This is a genomic window from Paeniglutamicibacter gangotriensis Lz1y (assembly GCF_000348945.1).
GTDB lineage: Bacteria > Actinomycetota > Actinomycetes > Actinomycetales > Micrococcaceae > Paeniglutamicibacter > Paeniglutamicibacter gangotriensis.
In genome coordinates this window covers 498705-515810 of record NZ_AOCK01000001.1, presented here as the reverse complement: position 1 = coordinate 515810, position 17106 = coordinate 498705, and the positions used below count along the sequence as shown (strand labels likewise).

The following is a 17106-nucleotide window of genomic DNA, read 5'->3' as shown; positions in this document are numbered from 1 at the left end:
GCGCGGCAACGAAGCATGATGCTAAAACTCGAAGACCTTGATCTGGAAGAAATTGCCTGGGCCATGCACGATGACCGTTCCATGGGCAACGAGTATTACCTCGACCTCTATACCGGGGAAGTCATCGTGCCGGGGCTCGACGAGGACATCACCCTGGAGGATATCGACGAGGGCAACTACGCCTACGTCGACCGCCTTGAATCCTACGAGTCCTACCGGCACATGGAAGATTTCACCGTCGGCCTTCCCGACGGCGAGGCGCGGTTGAAACTCGAACAGGCGCTAGTCCGCAGCAAGCCGTTCCGGCATTTCAAGGACGCACTGGAATACTTCCCGAAGGAACTCGAGACCTGGTACAAGTTCAAGGACCAGGCCATGAACAAGGTCGTTGTCGAGTGGCTGGTCGGCATCAAGGCCATCGAGGACCCCGGGCCCGGCATGAATGCCGAGACTTCGTAGGGAACCAAGGTGCCGGAATATTTGGACGTGGCTCTGCCCCGGTTTCCACCCCGGAACCGCAGCCGCGCACGGCCCGGCCCGGCCCGGCCCGGACTAGATGACCATGAGGTCCCGTCCGGCAACGATCTTCCCGCCGAAACCCTCCCGCGCATCGGCAAGCCAGATTTCCTCGGGGACAGCAGGGCTGCCCGGCACGAAGTGCGACAGCACCAACTGGCCAACGCCGGCTTGTTCGGCAATGCTTCCGACGGCGGTGGACGAGGTGTGAGAGTTGATCAGATGTTCGCGCAGTCTGGCCCCGTTGGAGCGTTTGAGCAACGGGTCGATGCTGGGGATATGCATGACCTCATGCACCAACACATCCGCCCCCCGGGCCAGCTCGATAAGGCTCTCGCACGGGGTGGTGTCGCCCGAGATCACGTAGGAGCGGTCCTCGGTGTCCACTCGGTATGCCAGTGCCGGAATCGGCGGGTGGTTGACCCACGCCGCGGTGATCCGCACGCGGTCGTCCTCATGGACCACACCGGGTTCCACGATGTCCTTGGCGGTGACCATTGCTGCGAAATCGGGGCGGCCTTCATCGACCTTGCGAATCTCCACATCCGTGGCGGAGTAGGCCAGGAAGGACTCCCAGATTCCGGACCAGGGCGCTGGCCCGAATGTTTCCACCGGCCCCTGCAGGTTTGCGCACCAGGCAAGGTGCATCAGCGTCCCGGCATCGGCATTGTGGTCCGAATGGTGGTGGGTGATTCCCATGGCGCGGATCGAATCAAAAGGGAGTTCGGCGAAGGCCATTTGCCGCGCGATCCCGTTTCCTGCGTCAATGATGTAGGTGGCATCCCCCACCACAATGGCGTTGCAGGAGGCATTGCGCTCGGATTTTGGTGTCGGTCCGCCGCCAGTTCCCAGCAAAACGAGTGAGCTTTTCATGTGATGTTTTCCTTCTTCTTGGTCGCGGGGATCAGCGTACGTGGCGCAGGAAGTCCCTGGTGCGCTCCTGCTGCGGGTTGTCGAAGATCGCCGCAGGTGTCCCGGATTCGATGATGACCCCGCCGTCCATGACGACCACGGAGTCCGCAACCTCGCGGGCAAAAGACATTTCGTGGGTCACCACGATCATTGTCATGCCGCCGGCAGCGAGGTCCTTCATCACCTTGAGCACCTCGCCGACCAGCTCGGGGTCCAAGGCGGAAGTCGGCTCGTCAAAGAGCATGACCTTGGGTTCCATGGCCAGCGCCCGGGCGATCGCTACGCGTTGCTGCTGTCCGCCGGAGAGCGATGAAGGGTAGGCGTTGCGTTTGTCGGCCAGCCCGACCTTCTCGAGAAGTTCCAGGGCCCGCGCGGTGGCTTTGGCTTTTGACGCTTTCTTGAGCAGGCTCGGGGCCAAGGTGATGTTCTGCAACACGGTGTAGTGCGGGAACAGGTTGAAGTGTTGGAATACCATACCGATGTCTTGGCGTTGCTTGTCCACCTTGGCGCGCGGACGCTGATGCATCTGCCCGTTTCGTTCCTCGTAGGCCAGGGTGGTGCCGTCCATGGTGATGCGCCCGGCGTCGATGGACTCCAGGTGGTTGATGCAACGCAGCAACGTGGACTTTCCGGAGCCGGAGGGGCCCAGCAGGCAGGCCACGGTGCCCTCGGGCACCTGGAGGCTCACCCCCTGGAGTACATGGTGGTTGGCGTAGAACTTGTGGACCTCGGAGATGTCCAGCAGTGTGGTCGGTGCCATGATCAGATCGAAACCCTTCTCTGGCCGCGCTCAAGGCGGTGTTCGAGGATGGACTGGCCTATGGTCGCGATCCCGGTCACCAGCAAGTACCAGGCGGAAGCGATCACTAGCAGTTCAAGTGTTCGCAGGTTGGTGGCCGCAATGTTCTGGGCCTCGGTCAGCAAATCGCCACCGGCGATCACCGAGACCAGCGAGGTCATTTTGATCATTGTCACGAACTGGCTGCCGGCCGGGGGCAGGATCACTCGCATAGCTTGGGGCAGGATGACCTTGGACATCGTGTGCCCCGAGCCCAGGCCCAGGGCAGTGGCCGCCTCGCGCTGGCCTTGGTCAACCGAGCGCAGACCCGAACGAATCACCTCACCCATGTAAGCGGCCTCGTTGATGGCCAGTGCCAAGATCGAGGCGATAAATGGAGTGACCAGATCGTTCATGCCCCAACCGATCCATACCTCGTCTTGGTTGAACGGGTTGACGATGTCCACCCTGGACCAGAACAGGGCCAGGTTGCCCATGAACAGGATGAGCACCAACAACGGGATACTGCGGATCAAGGCGACGTAGCCAAAACCGATGGCCCGCAACACCGGGTTGTGGGACAGTCGCATGACGGCGACCAAGTAGCCGCCCACGGTGCCAATCACCATGGAGATCACCGCCAGCACGATGGTGTTCTTTACCCCGGTGAGAATCGACTCGGCGGTGAGGTACTTGAAGATCGTTGCATGGTCCAGCGCCGGATTGAGCCAAAGGTTCAGTGCACCCCAGACCACTACGACTGCGGCCAAGACGCCGAATACGATGCGCCAGGGATGGCGCTTGGTCGCCACCATGTCATTGACTTTGGCCAAGGCGGCTTGTCGATCGGAAAGCAGTGCGTTGCTCATTTGGCTTCCTTAGATTCGGTGTCCAGGGCGAGATCCTCGGTGTTCCATTCCTTGAGGATTCCGGCGATGGTGCCATCGGCTTGCATCAGGTCCAGAGCCGACTGGATTGATTCGTGGACCTCGCGGTTGCCCTTGGCGGTGATGATGCCGATGGGCTGGAGTTGGTAGGTTGCTTCCCCGCCCATTTCAAAGATCGAGCTGGTGGCCTTCTGCTCGGAGATGTAGCGCATCACCGGAGTGTTGCCCAAGAAGGCAGCCTCGCGTCCAGCCTGGACCGAAAGCCTGGCATCGCCGGGAGCGCCATATTGGTTGATCTCCACGGGCTTCTTGCCTTGCTCCACGCAGTCCTTGCTCGTTTGCTCGGCCAACTCTAGCTGGACGCCGCCGCGGACGATGGCCACTGGTAGGCCACACAAATCCGCGGCGGATTCGATGTGATGCGGGTTGCCGCGGCGCACCAGCGGAGAGGTTGCCTGGTTCATGTAGTTGGCGAAGTCGACGGCCGCCCGCCGTTGCTCAGTGTCGCCGATCAGGTCCATGCCGCCATCCATCTGTCCCGATTGGACGGCGGGGATCAGGCCGGCAAATGGGAATTGCTTCCATTCGACCTTGACGCCGAGCCGCTTTCCGACCTCGTCTGCGATGTCCTTGTTGATGCCCTCGATCTGTTTTCCACCGTCCTGCTGGAAGATCAACGGAGGTGAAGCAAGCTGGGACCCGATCACCATCACACCTTTGTCCTTCACCGAGGCCGGAAGCTCGACGATCCGGGTATGGGCCTCGCCCTGCACCGCGCCTTGCTCGTTGGCCGAGACCCCGGGGCGCAGGATGACGCAGCCGCTCAGGGCCAGAGTCGCCGTCAGACATAGCGAGACAGATGCAGTGACAGTGAACAATTTGCGGCGCATCTCTTCACCTTTCGGTTTCGTTGTGCGAAAATAATATTCGCTATACGAAACAGTATTGATGTGATCGACATCTCCCGTCAAGGGTTCTCCGCAACCGTCGCGACTATTAAGCCACCTGAAGGGCCACACCATGGATGCAGGGTCCCCACGCAACGAGTACGTCCAGGCGTTCGAACGCGGGTTGGCGGTGATTTCCGGCTTTGATGGGTCTCCCCTCACCCTCTCCGAGGTCGCCGAGCGGGTCGGCATGCCACCCGCCGCGGCACGACGCTACCTGGGCACGCTGACAGAACTGGGGTACTTCACCCACCGCGATGGCCGTTTTTCGGCGCAGGCCAAGTTACTCGAACTCTCGGACCCCTATCTTGCCGCCAACGATCCGACCCTTCGTGCGCAATCGGTGCTGGAGGAACTCACCGGCCGCATCAACGAGACCACCACGCTCACGCTGCTTCAGGGCGACGAAGTCCTCAACGTCCTAGATGTCCAAGCCACGCACGAACTGGCAATCCGGGTTGAGCGCGGCAGGCTTCTGCCGGCCTATTGCACGGCCATGGGGCGGGCGATGCTCTCCTTGATGCCCGGCGACGGCGCCACCCGGTTGCTGGGAGAAACACAACGGGAACCGCACACGAAACACACGCTGACGGAGCCCGAACAGATCCTGAAGCAGATCGAGCTGGCCCGAACCCGGGGGTACGCGTTCGTGGAGGAAGAACACACCGCAGGCATCCGAACCATGTCCATGGCGTTCCAGTTCCCCCGGGGCCAACTGGCCGCGTTCAGCGCACCGACCCCGACGGCTCGCGAGCCGCGGAAGGAATACCTCGCCCGGGTCGAGGGCCCTCTGCGCGAAGCCGTTCGTTCCATGTCCGGCAGCATCGAGGTTTCTCGCCGCTAGAAATGCACCGCTCCGCCTATTCTCCGGTACAGCCCTTGCGCGAAACGTGCCGACGGACAAGGCTGGATAAAACACTCCACGCCCTCGCGCAACAAGGACACAGCATGTTGAATCTCGAAGACTTTGATCTCGAACAGATCGCCGATGCCATGCAGCAAGGCGATTCCATGGGCCTGGGTTACTACCTGAACATCGTGTCCGGAGAGATCGTCGTCAACGGATTCGACGACGAAGAATGCAATCCCGATCCCGAAGAACGGCGCCAACGCCGCAGCCAGGGCGCTGTTCGGCCCCTTGCCCCAAGCCCTGGGATACCGGGAGCCCGCAGCCCCGCGCCGCCGCCGGAAATTGCCACTGCCACGCATCCGCCATCGAGGAGTGTGGATCGGCATCGGCGGAGCGATCACATTGGCCTCGCTCATCGCCGGTGGCGTGGCCACCGACAAGCTAACGATGCGCCCTGCGTGGACGCTGACGGGGACCCACCCCCTGCGCTCCCTGGCCATCGACGGAAACACCACGGCGATCACCGAAGCAGGAATCCGCAGATACCTGGAGGACAAGTTCACCGAGCAGGTGGATGTCACCCTCGCGGTGCGCGATGCGGAGGAACACCTGTTGGTACGCGCCGAGCCGGACACGGACGACGAAGCCACCAGGCAGAAAATCGATCCGACGGTGCTGATCGATGCCCTGTGGAAGATCAAGGGCGAATTCCCGGACTTGGTCGATCCAGCCACCGGCGAGCTTTTCCCCGACCAGAGCATCATCCCCGTGTGGACCTTCCCCGATGGAACCGTGACGATACCGGTCCAGATCACCGGCGCGATGGGCCTGGGCGGCAACAGCAGGCTGGTCGACACCTCGTGGAAGTACGGCAGCTACTACGTCTCGACCTACCCCGAACTCAAGGTCGCCAACAGCATCGAGGAACTCGCGCGCGGCTTGCAAGGCAACGGGTTCACCAAGCAACCCCTCAACGAATCACTGCTTTATTGGCTGCTGACGCTGACCTTTGCCCTCGCGCTGGTCACCCTCACCCAGGTCATCGCTTACGGCGGCACCGTTTCGATGCGGCTGGGCCGTTTTGGGCGCAATGCCAAGACACTGCGCCGACTGCGCGGCCAGCTCGACGGCCTCGCGCTCGGCCTGGACGATTCGCGGCTCAATATCGTGGCCGTGCTGGGCGCAGGCCCGGCGGCCACCAGCGCGGAAGCCGACCAACGGATCTTTGAACGGGCCCTGGCCGTGGCCTGGCGGATGGCGGACGACCTCGCCGCCCGTCCGCTGTCCCAACGGCTCGGAACCGATTACCTGCAGCAGATCGACAAGTTGCAGAACCTGGTGGACAAGCTGGGCATACGCGACGCCGAGGCCCAACGCCGCACCCGTGAATTGCTGGCTGCCGAGATTTACACGAGAGCCAATTAACACTCGTACTGCTCATCGGAGGCCAGCAGCCCGGTGACTGCGATGATGCCGGGTGGGCGGCGGTTTCGAAGGCGAACAGTGCACCGCCCGCAGCCAGCGATCAAGGTGAAGCCCAGCCGATCGTCACCGCGGCGCACCGAGTTCTACTCGATGGCCTGGGCCATGCCGTACGTCTGGATCTGCAAGGCCCCGAGTGCCGTTTCCTCCGCGCTCACGCCGACGCGGGCGGCAACCCTGGCCAAGGCTTAGCCTGCCTGATCCACGTCCAGATCAAGGCCCGAGTCGTGGCCAACACCCGTTCCGGGCGCATCCGGCCCTGGCTCAACGACGCGTCGGTGGTGGTCGGCTCGGTGCCGGTGCTTGACCAGCGGTCGGGTTTGCCAAGGCAAGTCCTGTTGCAGTGAGACGTTGAGGGTTTTTGTGTCTCGCGATGTACAGGATGCCGCGAAAGCCCTCGGTGATGATCATTCCGACCTCCACCCCGCGGTGCGTCAGCGCCGTGTAGGTGGGCACCGAGGTACCGTGCACCAGATGGTCGACCTCGGAAAGCGGGATCCCGGCCTTGAGGCCCAGCCGCCTCAGCCTGCCGATCACGGCCTCGGAGAGGTCGTGCGGGGTGGATAGAGTCTTTTCGATGACTCCGATGAGCTTCAGTGTGTATTTTCTTCCGTGGCACTTCGCAGTTCCCCCCCATACGGCAATGCCGTGGGGTGCGGGGTGGCGGGTTTGACGGGGTGGTGTGTCGCGAGTGCTGCGACAATGAAAGCCCTGCCGGAACTATTCCGGGGCTGGCCCATCCACTTGCGGGAAGCCCAACACCAGACTGTTTTGCTCTGTGACCAACCCAGCTGCTCTGAGAGCCAGGATGCAATGGGTCTGGCAAATTTCTTGACCGATCTCACGGGCTGGTTTCGAGCTGCCGCAACACCGCAGGTCACCCCCGATTGCACGGCCCCCTAGTACCAAAAACGCCTCATTGCAAGGACATGCAAGTTGTGGATCACTGATTCGGGACGAACATCCACGTCCAGGAATCCGGGAATGGCGCGGCAGCCGACCCCGCGTTCGGGGTCGGCTGCCGCGCCTGCGCACCGGGCGGCGGAAACTAGCGCGGGCCAGGTTCCGCAGCCGTGGTGATGGAGCCTTCGTCCACGCCAGCACCCAGGCGACGTCCGGAAGTTTCGGGCAGGAGCATGGCCGCGACAAACGCGCCCACTGCGATGGCCGTCAGGTAAACCGCCGGGGCCATGGGCGAGCCGGTCAGGTCAATCAGCAAGGTGGCAATGAACGGGGCCGTGCCGCCGAACAGCGCGTAGCTGACGTTGTAGGTGATTGCGGCCGCGGTGTAACGCACCCGGGTTGGGAAGACCTCGGTAAGCAGCACCGCGGTGACCACATTCGCGCTCACGGTACCCAGCATGATCATCATTTGGCCGCCCAGCGCTCCACTGAAGGTCCCCGAGGAAGCGAGCAAGTAGCCGGGATAGGCGGTGAGGATCAGCAGGAACACCGAGGCAAACATGGTCCGCCGCCGTCCGATCCGGTCGCACAGGATCCCAACGAAGGGCGCCAGCACTGCGGCACACGACAAAGCGATCACGTTCGACAGCAACACGGAGGTGGCGTCCATCCCCACGACATTGCGAAGGAATGTGGTCATGTAGGTGGAGAAGATGTAGAAGGACAGCGCGGTCAGGGAGATGTACCCGCCCAAGATGAGCATGGGTTTGCCTTGTTCGGCCAGGGTGGTGCGCAGGGGTGCATGCTCCGGGGCCGCGGTCGAATCCTTGATCTCCTGGAAGAGCGGGGACTCATCCAAATGCCGACGGATCCAGAAGGCCACCAACCCCAGGGGCGCGGCCACCAGGAATGGTATGCGCCAGCCCCACTCTTCCATGACGCTTTGCCCCAACCCGGCGGAGAGCAGGAAGCTCAGCAGGGCAGCCACCGCGAAAGCAAAGAATGTGGCGGTGGGCATCGCCGATCCCCACCGGGCCCGTTGATGCGCCGGGGCATGCTCGATGACATAGGTGACCGCCCCGGCATACTCGCCGCCGGCCGACAGGCCCTGGGCGCAGCGCGCCAGCGTGAGCAGGACCGCCGCCCACACGCCGATCTGCTGGTAGCCGGGCAACAGCCCGATGACGGCAGTGGATCCTGACATAAGCAGGACCGTGGTGATCAGCACCTGCTTGCGACCCAGCCGGTCCCCCAGCATGCCGAACAAGGCTCCACCCACCGGGCGAAGGGCAAAGGCCACGGCAAAAACCGCGAAGGTCTGCAACAGGGACATGACGGCGCTCTCCGAGGCGAAGAACGTCTGGGCGATGATCGGTGCCATGAAACCATAGACAGCGAAATCGAACCATTCCACCACGGTGCCCGCGAAGCCGGCAAGGGTCGCCCGGCGCAGCGTTTCCGGCTTGACCCCGTAGTCTTCGGGAGGCGACGGATCGGGGCCCAAACGGGCCGGGGAAGGTTCGGTGCGGTGCTGCTTCATGGGTGACTCGCCTCATTTTCATTCGGGGAAAATACCGCATTTCTGCGGACGATAGCTTTTTGGGGGGCTCCCACCACTGGGGGCGGCAGCCTCTTGCCCGTAGGCGAAAGCGGGCCGTATCCACCGCGCACCATTATGCACGGTTGACGTGACCAGCTTCTGCCCAGAACACTGATGGGACGTTTTGCGACCTCGTCTAGCCGTTGACCGCTACCTTGTTGTTCACCGACAACGAGGTGGTGGTGGTGGTGAAGACGAACGAGACACCGTTGGCGTGTGCTGTGGCGTTCAGGTTCTGGCAGGCCGGGATGATGACATCCAAGTTCCTGCAGGTGAAGTTGTGGCCCGGACGGGTCCAGGCATTGGCCATGTCGATGTGGATGATGGCCGGACGGGTTCCGTAGCCAACGCGGTGCTTGCATCCGCGCTTGTTGCACTCTTCGGCGCCTGCCGCAAAGACCTTCTCGGGCAGCGCTTCCAGCTGGGCTTCGAGTGCTGCGTGGGAGTTTTCCGACATCTTGCTCCCTGTGGTTAGGATCTACATTCGCAAATTTGTTGCTTTCATATCAACATAGTTCCCGACTCAGCAACAAGCAAGAGTTTTCGGGAAGTTTTTGTGACGTACTGCACATGAACGGCTTCCACGGTCGCTTATGGGAACATTGAGTACGCCGAACGTTGCGAACCGGCAAGACCGCGACAACCCCAAAACCACAGATGAGGACCCAGACCGATGACCGAACGCGTTGGCACGCAACCGCAGGGGGCGGCTGCCTCACTGCTCAACGGGCTGGCGGTGCTGGAGGCCTTCACCACCGCCCACCCGGTTCTTGGAGTCACCGAAGTTTCCGACCGGGTCGGTCTGCACAAGTCCACGGTGTCGCGCATGCTCAACGGATTGGCCGAGGCCGGCTACGTCCAGCGCGACGAGGGCAGCGGGCGTTTCCGACTGGGGCTCGGCTTGCTGGGACTGGCCGCACCGCTGCTCGCGGAACTGGATGTGCGCCGTGCCGCGCTTCCACATCTGGAGGACCTGACTGCACGCACCAGCGAAACCTCGGCAATTTCACTGTGGAACGGCAACGAGGCCGTGGTCATTGAGCAGGTTGCCAGCCCGCACCAGGTCAAGCACTCTGCCCACATCGGTACGCGCTATACGCGCTGGGCTTCCTCGTCGGTGCGGATACTCCTCTCCACCTTAGACATGGGGACCGTGGAACAACTGGTGGATTCCGGGACCATCGAAGTCACCGAGCAGGACCGTATTGATGGGGGCTATGCGGACGCAGCAGCCCACTTGGCCATGATCCGGGACGCTGGCCTGGCCGTCAACGACGGCCAAACGACCTACGAGGAATTCGGGGTTTCGGCCGCCATCTGGGACTACCGTGGCAAGATCGCCGGTTGCATCACCGTCAGCGCTCCCCGCTCCCGCGTACAGCATCTGGGAATCGGAGACGAGCTGGCGGAGGCGACCAAGGAGACTGCCCGTGCGGTGTCGGCGCGTCTCGGTCTTCAGCACGGCAACGGTGACAACGTAGCCTAATTCCCAGCCGCCGGCTGAGTTTGATCCACGACGCCCGGCGACGACGCAAGCCGGGCCAAAAGCCGCGGGTATCAACGAATCGTTGCGTAGTTAAGTTTTCCTGCCCGTTTTGTCCTGGATACTATTCATGCCGTCGCAGGCCGGGAATGCTCGACGTGGGTGTCAACGTCGAAAGACGTCACATTGCACGGCATCGCGGCCATGGCCACCGGGTCCACCACCCAGGACGTCGCAGCTCTTCGCCCAAGAGCTGCGGCTCGATGCAACTGGCGATCACCATCCCTGCTGGGTCGACCGTTTCAGAGCGCCGCGTATTCACCCTAAATCGCTCTGACACTATGGACGCCCCCGTGGTGCCACCCGTCGGATTCTCCCCATGACTCAATATGAGCTGGTCAAGCTTTTAAGACAGTTTGTTTGATTTCCTTTCAGTAATTTGGGCCGTGAGGCCCGGAACCTGGGCAACACGGTAGCGCTCACGCGTGGCCAGCGGGCTGACCCGTCGTTGCTCCTGTGGGTCCGGCGGGTCCTGCGCCGGTTATACCAGAGCTCGATATGTTCCATGACCGCGGTATGAGCCGCGCTGAGGTGGGTGAACGCCCGAGAGTGACGCATCTCGTTCTTCAACGTTGAAAAGGCAGACCCAGCGACGGTATTACCAGCACCCTTGTTTTCCCCCTCGGTTGCCGCACCCCGGAAGCCACGCACCACCCCTGGAAAGCGGTCGAAGTGTATTGGCTGCCGCGATCGGAATTATGCCGGCCTAATTTCGATCGCGAGGCGCAGCTCACCTCGACGCAGCCTTGGGAGGCCGCCAGGGACCTGGGCATCCTGTGATCGGTGGGGCGCACCGGCCGTGGCAACGACATGCAGGAGCGGCTCGGGTCGACGCTGAAGGCCTCATTCTTCGACTGGCGGGCTGGAGAACCAGCGACGAGGCGAAGGCCAATGTCCCGCGGTGGAGCGCGGATTTCTACAATCGCCGACGGCGCCATTCCAGGCTTGGGATGCTCCCGTCGGTGGAGTGCGTGCAGGCCACGCGGGCCCGCGCCGAGAATGGTGCAGGGCGGAAAGACGTGCTCACGCGGGCCGCGTGATGCAGAACCAGTGTCCACGAGTTGCGGTCAATCCCATCGCACGAATGCCCGGGATTTCAATGCCCTCCCGGATGCGCAACAGTCCGGCACCCACCAAGGGGTGCCGGACTGTTGTCGCCACGGCTCAGGGCCGCCGGCCGGTAGGACGATGATTAGTGCTGTTCGGCGAACACCGGGTCTGCCGGTGCCTCCACCTCGGGCTGGGGATCCGAGAGGGTCTTCGGGACGGTGTCCTTGAACATCGGGAGTTCGTTCAGGTACTGCACCACCGAATCCGTGGACTCCACGTCACCGAACTTGTTGTCGATGTCGTAGAGGTTCCACTGCACGACGCCCGGGACACGGTCGCCGATGGTCTCGCGGGGGACGATCGGGCGGAAGCCCTTCGCGATCGCGTCCTCGACGGTGTGGCGCACGCACCCGGCTGCGGTTGCACCGGTCACAATCAGGGTGTCGATGCGGTTGGAGGTCAGGAAGAGCTCGAGGTTCGTCCCCGGGAATGCCGAGGCACGGTTCTTCTCGAGCACGACCTCGCCCTCTGCCGGCGCGATGCGGTCATCGATCTGCGCCCAGTAGGAATCCGCCGGAAGGGTTTCCGTGGGGATCTTCGAGTACCACAGGCCCATGTCGTTCGTGCCGGAGGTCGCGTCGCGGTTGCGGTACACGTTGGTGGTGTAGAAGACCGGGACACCCTTGGCGCGCGCTGCTTCGTTGATCCGCTGCACATTCGGGATGATCGTCTCCATGCCCGGGCAGCTGAACGGGTGGCCCGGACGGGTCCAGGCGTTGGCGAGGTCGATGTGGATGACGGCGGGGCGGTTGCCGTAGCCGATCCGGCGCTTGAAGCCGCGCTCGTTGTAGATGCTCGTCCCGGCTTCGAACGCTTCTTCCAGCACTGCTGCAAGGCGGGCTTCGATGTCGTTGAACTTCCCTGTCGATTCAGTCATTTTTCTCTCCACTCTCATCCATCGGAATGTTGCTAACCAAGCAACTGTGTTGCTCTGGTAAATACTATAACCTACATCACGGCCCAGCGCCAGGGGTGCACGAAACCCGAATCTTTCTCGGGCCCACCGCTCGGCAGGGTGCGGGTATCGGCTGCTGCGCCACTCCTACAACCCAGCAAGGCCCGCCCCTCACCCCGCGCGATCACCAGGCCCGGCAACAGGATTGGAACCGAGCCTCAGGTAAATGCCGAGGGCCCCTCCGCGCCGAAGGTGAGCGGGGCCGCCCTCCCGCGCCGACAATCGGGGCGCCGGTCCGCCCAGTGACGCTGCCACCGGGTTGGCCCGAAAGGAGACCGCGGATGGCGCTCACATTGCCGAGGCCACCGGCCCGCAGCTCCCCTATCGAGACCGAAATGAAGACGCGGGGTTCATAGGGACACCGAAGGGGCCCCGCCCACCGACCGGAAGTAGCAGCCCATCGAGACGGCACCCGGCGCCCACCCCACGGGCCCTCCGGGCTAGATCACCGGATAAGCAGGGGGCTGCGGGGATAACATCCGCAACAGATCACTCCGCGCGCAAAAAAATATCGAATGGATCCCACTTAGGCATTGCTTGTTGCTCAGAGGGGCATTAGATTGCTACCTAAGCAACGTCGCGTGAGGCCCATCACACGCCTGTCGGAGGAAGGCCCCACCACTGTGGACCATCCTTCCCATCCGCGGCCCGGTACGGGCCCCATTCCCTGCATCCCCTATTCCTCCCCGGGACATTCCTTTTCCACCACAATCCTGGGCATCCCCCTATCGAAAGGACTCATCATGAAGCGCATCGGAGTCGACGTCGGCGGCACATTCACCGACCTTTACTATTCAGATGACGAACGCCGCATCGCCGTCGTCGAGAAGGTTCCCTCCACCCCCCATGACCCGTCCGAGGCCGTGATCAACGGCATCAAGCTGCTCTGCGAGAAGGCCGGCGTGCCTCTGTCGGAGATCGAGCAGTTGGTGCACGGGACCACGGTGCCCACGAACACCGCGCTGACGCACACCGGGGCGGAGGTCGGGATGATCACCACCGAGGGATTCCGCGACATCCTGCACATCGCCCGCCACAAGAAGCCACACAACTTCTCCCTCCAGCAGGACCTGCCGTGGCAGACCAAGCCGCTGATCAAGCGCCGCCACCGGCTCACCGTGAAGGAACGCATCACCGCCCCAAACGGCGAAGTTCTGGTTCCCCTGGACGAGGACGAGGTCCGCACCCGGGTACGCGAACTCAAGGCCGCAGGTGTCCAGGCCATCGCCGTGTGCCTGCTGCACTCCTACCTGAACCCCGCCCACGAACAACGCATCGGGCAGATCGTCAACGAGGAGTTCCCCGAGGCCTATCTGTCCCTCTCCAGCGAGATCGTCCCCCTGTACCGGGAGTACGAGCGCTTTTCCACCACCGCACTGAATGCCTATGTCGGGCCGCGGGTCTCGCGCTACCTGCACCGTCTGCAGGAAGAGGCCGAAGGCCTGGGTTACCGGCGCGAGATCCTGCTGATGCAGTCCTCCGGCGGCATGGTGCCCATCCGCGAGGCCGCCAAGCGGCCGGTCACCCTGATGATGTCCGGTCCGGTCGCGGGCCTGATCGGCGGCATGTGGGCCGCCAAGCAGTCCGGCTTCGAGAACGTCGTCACCCTGGACATCGGGGGCACCTCGGCGGACATCGGAGTCGCCTACCAGGGCGAGCTGCGCATGCGCCACCTGCTGGACACCAAGATCGGTGACCACCAGGCCATGGTCCCCATGGTGGACATCGACACCATCGGCGCCGGCGGCGGTTCCATCGCCTATGTCGATGCCGGCGGAGTTTTCCGCGTCGGCCCCCAGTCGGCCGGTGCCGTGCCGGGACCGGTCTGCTACGGCCACGGCGGCACGGAGCCGACCTCGACCGACGCCCAGGTGCTACTGGGCCGGATGCGCCCGGACCGCATGCTGGCCGGCTCGGGCCTGGACATGGACCTCGACGGCGCCCGCACGGCCATGGAGAAACTGGCAGACAAGCTCGGCATGTCCGTCGAGGAAGCCGCCCTGGGTGCACTGCAGGTCCAGAAGTTCGGCATGACCCAGGCCATCGAGCAGAACTCGGTGCGTCGCGGCTACGACCCGCGCGACTTCACCCTGGTCGCCGCCGGCGGAGCCGGCGCGCTGTTCGCCTGCGAAATCGCCGCCGAGCTCGAAGTGCCCCACGTGCTGGTCCCGGCCCACCCGGGCATCATCGCCGGCATCGGGCTGCTGGCCACCGACGAACAGTACGAGTTCGTTGCCACCAACCGGTTCAGGTTCGCCGACGCCGATCCGGCGGCCATCCAGGCGTCCTTCGAACAGCTCGAGCGCGACGCCAATGCCCAGCTGGACGCCGAAGAAGTCCCCGCCGAGCGGCGCAGGATCGACTGGCTGGCCGATGCCCGCTATGAGGGCCAGGGCTACGAGATCCGCTTCGATGTCCCCGAGGGGCCGGTGAACACCGCCTGGCTGGACCAGGCCGAGGCCGCCTTCCACGACGCCCACTTCGAGGAGTATGGCCACCGCTTCAAGGACGGCACCGTGGAGGTCATCAACATCCGCGTGGAGGCCCGCGCCGTGATGGACGAGCTACCTACGCCGGAGGCCACGAAGTCCGGCTCCCTGGAACAGGCACTGGTGGAGACCCGTCCGGTGACCTTCCAGCAGGACGGCCAGCCGGTCACCCTGGACACCGGCTTCTATGACCGGAACAAGATGGGCGTGGGAACCACCTTTGCCGGCCCGGTCGTCATCGAGCAGTACGACTCCACCACGGTCATTCCCCCGGGCTTCACCGGTACGGTCGACGAGGCCGGCAACCTGGTCATCGCCTGCCCGGCCGCCACCCAGAGCGCAGAGCAGCTGGCCACCCCGATCCTGATGCGCGTGATCGGCGGCGCCCTGAACTCCGCGGCCAAGGAGATGGCCTCGGTGCTCTTCCGCATGGCCTACTCCTCGATCATCCGCGAGTCCGAGGACCTGGGTGCCGGTTTGTTCGACAAGGACGGCAACGTGCTGGCCGAATCCGACTCCACCCCGATGTTCATGGGCTCGATGCCCAAGATCGTCAAGGGCGTCATCTCCGTGCTGGGCGATGACATCCACGAGGGCGATGTCATCCTGCACAACGATCCGTACCTGGGCGCCACCCACTCCCCGGACGTGGCGATCATCGAACCGATCTTCCACGACGGGCAACTCGTCGGTTTCGCCGGCGCCTCCGGGCAGCTGATCGACAACGGCGGGGCGTTCTCCGGGCTGATGGTGGACATCCAGGACATCCAGTCCGAGGGCACCATCTTCCGTGCGGTGAAGGTCTACGAGAAGGGCGTCCGCCAGGCTTCCCTGATCCAGCACATCCTCAACAACACCCGGACACCCACCTCCAACGAGGGCGACTTCCAGGCGATGATCGCCGCCTGTGACCTGGCCAGGTCCCGCTACCTGGCGCTGGTGGGACGCTATGGCCTGGACGCGGTCCGCGACGCCGGCCAGTTCTGGATCGACTACTCGGAACGGATGCTGCGCCAGGAGATCGCCAAGGTCCCGGACGGCGTCTATGAGACGGAGGTCGGCTACCTCGACGACGACGGGCGCAACTACGGAAAGAAGCTGCCCATCGTGGTCAAGGTCATCGTCGAGGGCGACGAGATCACCTACGACCTCACCGGTTCCTCCGAACAGGTGCCCACCGCCTACAACTGCGCGTTCGAAGGCACCACGGTCTCGGCGTTCACCTTCATCACCCGCATGATGTTCCTGGACGAGGTCGCCTTCCCGGTCTTCGTCCCGCAGAACGAGGGGATGCTCAAGCCGCTGAAGGTCATTGCCCCGGAAGGCACCATCTTCAACCCGACCTATCCGGCGGCCACCTTCAGCCGGTTCTCCCAGGTCCAGCGGGCCGTGGACCTGGCCCTGCGGGCCCTGTCCCCGGTGATGCCCGAGCGGGTCACCGCCGGGAACTCGGCGCACATCCACTTCATGTCCTACTCCGGCTGGGACCAGAAACAGGGCGAGTACTGGGTCTACCTCGAGGTCAACGAAGGCTCCTACGGCGGGCGCCAGCACTCGGACGGGCCCGACTCGGTGGACAACCTCATCGCCAACACCCGCAACAACCCGATCGAGGAACTCGAGTGGCGCTTCCCGATGCGCACCGACCGCTACGAGCTGCGCGACGATCCGGCAGCCGCCGGTGAGTTCCGCGGCGGCATCGGCATCGTGCGGGAGAACACCTTCCTGACCGACACCGCGGTTACTTGCGAGGGCGAACGCCACGATTCGGACGTTCCCTGGGGCGCCTTTGGCGGGCATGACGGCCTGAACGCGTCCCTGGTGAAGAACCCCGGCCGAGACGGGGAAGAGAACTGGCCCTCCAAGGTCACCGGCTGGCAGCTGCAGGCCGGCGATTCCCTCCAGATCACCGTGCCCAGCGGCGGCGGGTTCGGCGATCCGATCAAGCGCGACCCCTCGAAGGTCCTCGAGGACGTGCTGGATGGTTTCACCACCGCCGAGGCCGCCACCCGCGACTACGGCGTGGTCCTCAAGGAGGTCAACGACCAGCTCACGGTCGATTTGGTCGCCACCGCCGAAATGCGGAAGAACGTGGCATCTGAGCTCAGTCCCACCAACTGATCCAGAAGCTGTA

13 protein-coding genes and 2 pseudogenes are annotated in these 17106 nt (G+C 63.6%); 5 read left to right on the top strand and 10 right to left on the bottom strand.

What is annotated here, in order from left to right:
• Positions 1 to 15: 15 nt before the first annotated feature.
• A complete protein-coding gene (locus ADIAG_RS02375) occupies positions 16 to 459 on the top strand; it encodes a UPF0158 family protein (RefSeq protein ID WP_007269697.1) in 444 nt (147 codons plus the stop codon).
• 93 nt (positions 460 to 552) lie between these two features.
• Here ADIAG_RS02375 and ADIAG_RS02370 read toward each other — a convergent pair whose 3' ends face one another.
• Genes ADIAG_RS02370 through ADIAG_RS02355 form a run of 4 tightly spaced genes read right to left on the bottom strand, consistent with a single transcriptional unit; the run spans position 553 to position 3983 of the window.
• On the bottom strand, positions 553 to 1389 hold the full coding sequence (locus ADIAG_RS02370) for an MBL fold metallo-hydrolase (protein ID WP_007269696.1): 837 nt from the start codon (positions 1387 to 1389) through the stop codon (positions 553 to 555).
• A gap of 31 nt (positions 1390 to 1420) precedes the next feature.
• Positions 1421 to 2188: an amino acid ABC transporter ATP-binding protein gene (locus tag ADIAG_RS02365; RefSeq protein ID WP_007269695.1), complete on the bottom strand. Its 768-nt coding sequence runs from the start codon at positions 2186 to 2188 to the stop codon at positions 1421 to 1423.
• A gap of 2 nt (positions 2189 to 2190) precedes the next feature.
• Entirely contained in the window at positions 2191 to 3075 is an 885-nt protein-coding gene (locus ADIAG_RS02360) for an amino acid ABC transporter permease (RefSeq protein ID WP_007269694.1), read from the bottom strand.
• The gene (locus ADIAG_RS02355; RefSeq protein WP_007269693.1) at positions 3072 to 3983 is read right to left on the bottom strand and encodes an ABC transporter substrate-binding protein; all 912 of its coding nucleotides are present in this window, start codon (positions 3981 to 3983) and stop codon (positions 3072 to 3074) included. The genes ADIAG_RS02360 and ADIAG_RS02355 overlap by 4 nt, the downstream gene beginning before the upstream one ends.
• Positions 3984 to 4113: 130 nt before the next feature.
• Between ADIAG_RS02355 and ADIAG_RS02350 the strand changes: the two genes are divergently transcribed.
• Positions 4114 to 4884: an IclR family transcriptional regulator gene (locus ADIAG_RS02350; RefSeq protein WP_007269692.1), complete on the top strand. Its 771-nt coding sequence runs from the start codon at positions 4114 to 4116 to the stop codon at positions 4882 to 4884.
• Here ADIAG_RS02350 and ADIAG_RS02345 read toward each other — a convergent pair.
• Positions 4881 to 5306 carry a hypothetical protein gene (locus ADIAG_RS02345; protein WP_152426008.1) on the bottom strand — a complete coding sequence of 142 codons (426 nt, stop codon included), beginning with the start codon at positions 5304 to 5306 and terminating at the stop codon, positions 4881 to 4883. The two genes, ADIAG_RS02350 and ADIAG_RS02345, sit on opposite strands and share 4 nt — an antisense overlap.
• Between ADIAG_RS02345 and ADIAG_RS02340 the strand changes: the two genes are divergently transcribed.
• Positions 5293 to 6315, top strand: coding sequence for a hypothetical protein (locus ADIAG_RS02340; protein WP_152426007.1), 1023 nt, complete (start codon positions 5293 to 5295; stop codon positions 6313 to 6315). The two genes, ADIAG_RS02345 and ADIAG_RS02340, sit on opposite strands and share 14 nt — an antisense overlap.
• A gap of 465 nt (positions 6316 to 6780) precedes the next feature.
• Here the strand turns inward: ADIAG_RS02340 and ADIAG_RS21995 are convergent.
• The 3 genes and pseudogenes from ADIAG_RS21995 to ADIAG_RS02325 form a co-directional block, all read right to left on the bottom strand.
• Positions 6781 to 6909: pseudogene (locus ADIAG_RS21995) on the bottom strand (hypothetical protein); the annotation flags it as partial.
• Positions 6910 to 7420: 511 nt separating this feature from the next.
• The gene (locus ADIAG_RS02330) at positions 7421 to 8815 is read right to left on the bottom strand and encodes an MFS transporter (RefSeq protein WP_007269689.1); all 1395 of its coding nucleotides are present in this window, start codon (positions 8813 to 8815) and stop codon (positions 7421 to 7423) included.
• A gap of 196 nt (positions 8816 to 9011) precedes the next feature.
• The gene (locus ADIAG_RS02325) at positions 9012 to 9332 is read right to left on the bottom strand and encodes a cysteine hydrolase family protein (RefSeq protein WP_007269688.1); all 321 of its coding nucleotides are present in this window, start codon (positions 9330 to 9332) and stop codon (positions 9012 to 9014) included.
• Between the two features lie 216 nt (positions 9333 to 9548).
• Here ADIAG_RS02325 and ADIAG_RS02320 point away from each other — a divergent pair, with 216 nt between their 5' ends.
• Positions 9549 to 10361 carry an IclR family transcriptional regulator gene (locus tag ADIAG_RS02320; protein ID WP_007269687.1) on the top strand — a complete coding sequence of 271 codons (813 nt, stop codon included), beginning with the start codon at positions 9549 to 9551 and terminating at the stop codon, positions 10359 to 10361.
• A gap of 381 nt (positions 10362 to 10742) precedes the next feature.
• Here the strand turns inward: ADIAG_RS02320 and ADIAG_RS21990 are convergent.
• Positions 10743 to 11116: pseudogene (locus tag ADIAG_RS21990) on the bottom strand (IS3 family transposase); the annotation flags it as partial.
• A 494-nt stretch (positions 11117 to 11610) separates the two neighbouring features.
• Positions 11611 to 12405, bottom strand: a complete 795-nt coding sequence (locus ADIAG_RS02315; protein WP_007269686.1) for an N-carbamoylsarcosine amidohydrolase — start codon at positions 12403 to 12405, stop codon at positions 11611 to 11613.
• 821 nt (positions 12406 to 13226) lie between these two features.
• Here ADIAG_RS02315 and ADIAG_RS02310 point away from each other — a divergent pair.
• Complete coding sequence (locus ADIAG_RS02310) at positions 13227 to 17093, top strand: hydantoinase B/oxoprolinase family protein (RefSeq protein ID WP_007269685.1); 3867 nt, start codon at positions 13227 to 13229, stop codon at positions 17091 to 17093.
• Positions 17094 to 17106: the final 13 nt, after the last annotated feature.

Excerpts from the sequence above, each read along its gene's own strand:
- ADIAG_RS02360 (WP_007269694.1), bottom strand. The coding sequence starts at position 3,075 with ATGAGCAACGCACTGCTTTCCGATCGACAAGCCGCCTTGGCCAAAGTC.
- ADIAG_RS02325 (WP_007269688.1), bottom strand. The coding sequence starts at position 9,332 with ATGTCGGAAAACTCCCACGCAGCACTCGAAGCCCAGCTGGAAGCGCTG.
- ADIAG_RS02355 (WP_007269693.1), bottom strand. The coding sequence starts at position 3,983 with ATGCGCCGCAAATTGTTCACTGTCACTGCATCTGTCTCGCTATGTCTG.
- ADIAG_RS02315 (WP_007269686.1), bottom strand. The coding sequence starts at position 12,405 with ATGACTGAATCGACAGGGAAGTTCAACGACATCGAAGCCCGCCTTGCA.
- ADIAG_RS02320 (WP_007269687.1), top strand. The coding sequence starts at position 9,549 with ATGACCGAACGCGTTGGCACGCAACCGCAGGGGGCGGCTGCCTCACTG.
- ADIAG_RS02330 (WP_007269689.1), bottom strand. The coding sequence starts at position 8,815 with ATGAAGCAGCACCGCACCGAACCTTCCCCGGCCCGTTTGGGCCCCGAT.
- ADIAG_RS02375 (WP_007269697.1), top strand. The coding sequence starts at position 16 with ATGATGCTAAAACTCGAAGACCTTGATCTGGAAGAAATTGCCTGGGCC.
- ADIAG_RS02350 (WP_007269692.1), top strand. The coding sequence starts at position 4,114 with ATGGATGCAGGGTCCCCACGCAACGAGTACGTCCAGGCGTTCGAACGC.
- ADIAG_RS02345 (WP_152426008.1), bottom strand. The coding sequence starts at position 5,306 with ATGAGCGAGGCCAATGTGATCGCTCCGCCGATGCCGATCCACACTCCT.
- ADIAG_RS02310 (WP_007269685.1), top strand. The coding sequence starts at position 13,227 with ATGAAGCGCATCGGAGTCGACGTCGGCGGCACATTCACCGACCTTTAC.
- ADIAG_RS02370 (WP_007269696.1), bottom strand. The coding sequence starts at position 1,389 with ATGAAAAGCTCACTCGTTTTGCTGGGAACTGGCGGCGGACCGACACCA.
- ADIAG_RS02365 (WP_007269695.1), bottom strand. The coding sequence starts at position 2,188 with ATGGCACCGACCACACTGCTGGACATCTCCGAGGTCCACAAGTTCTAC.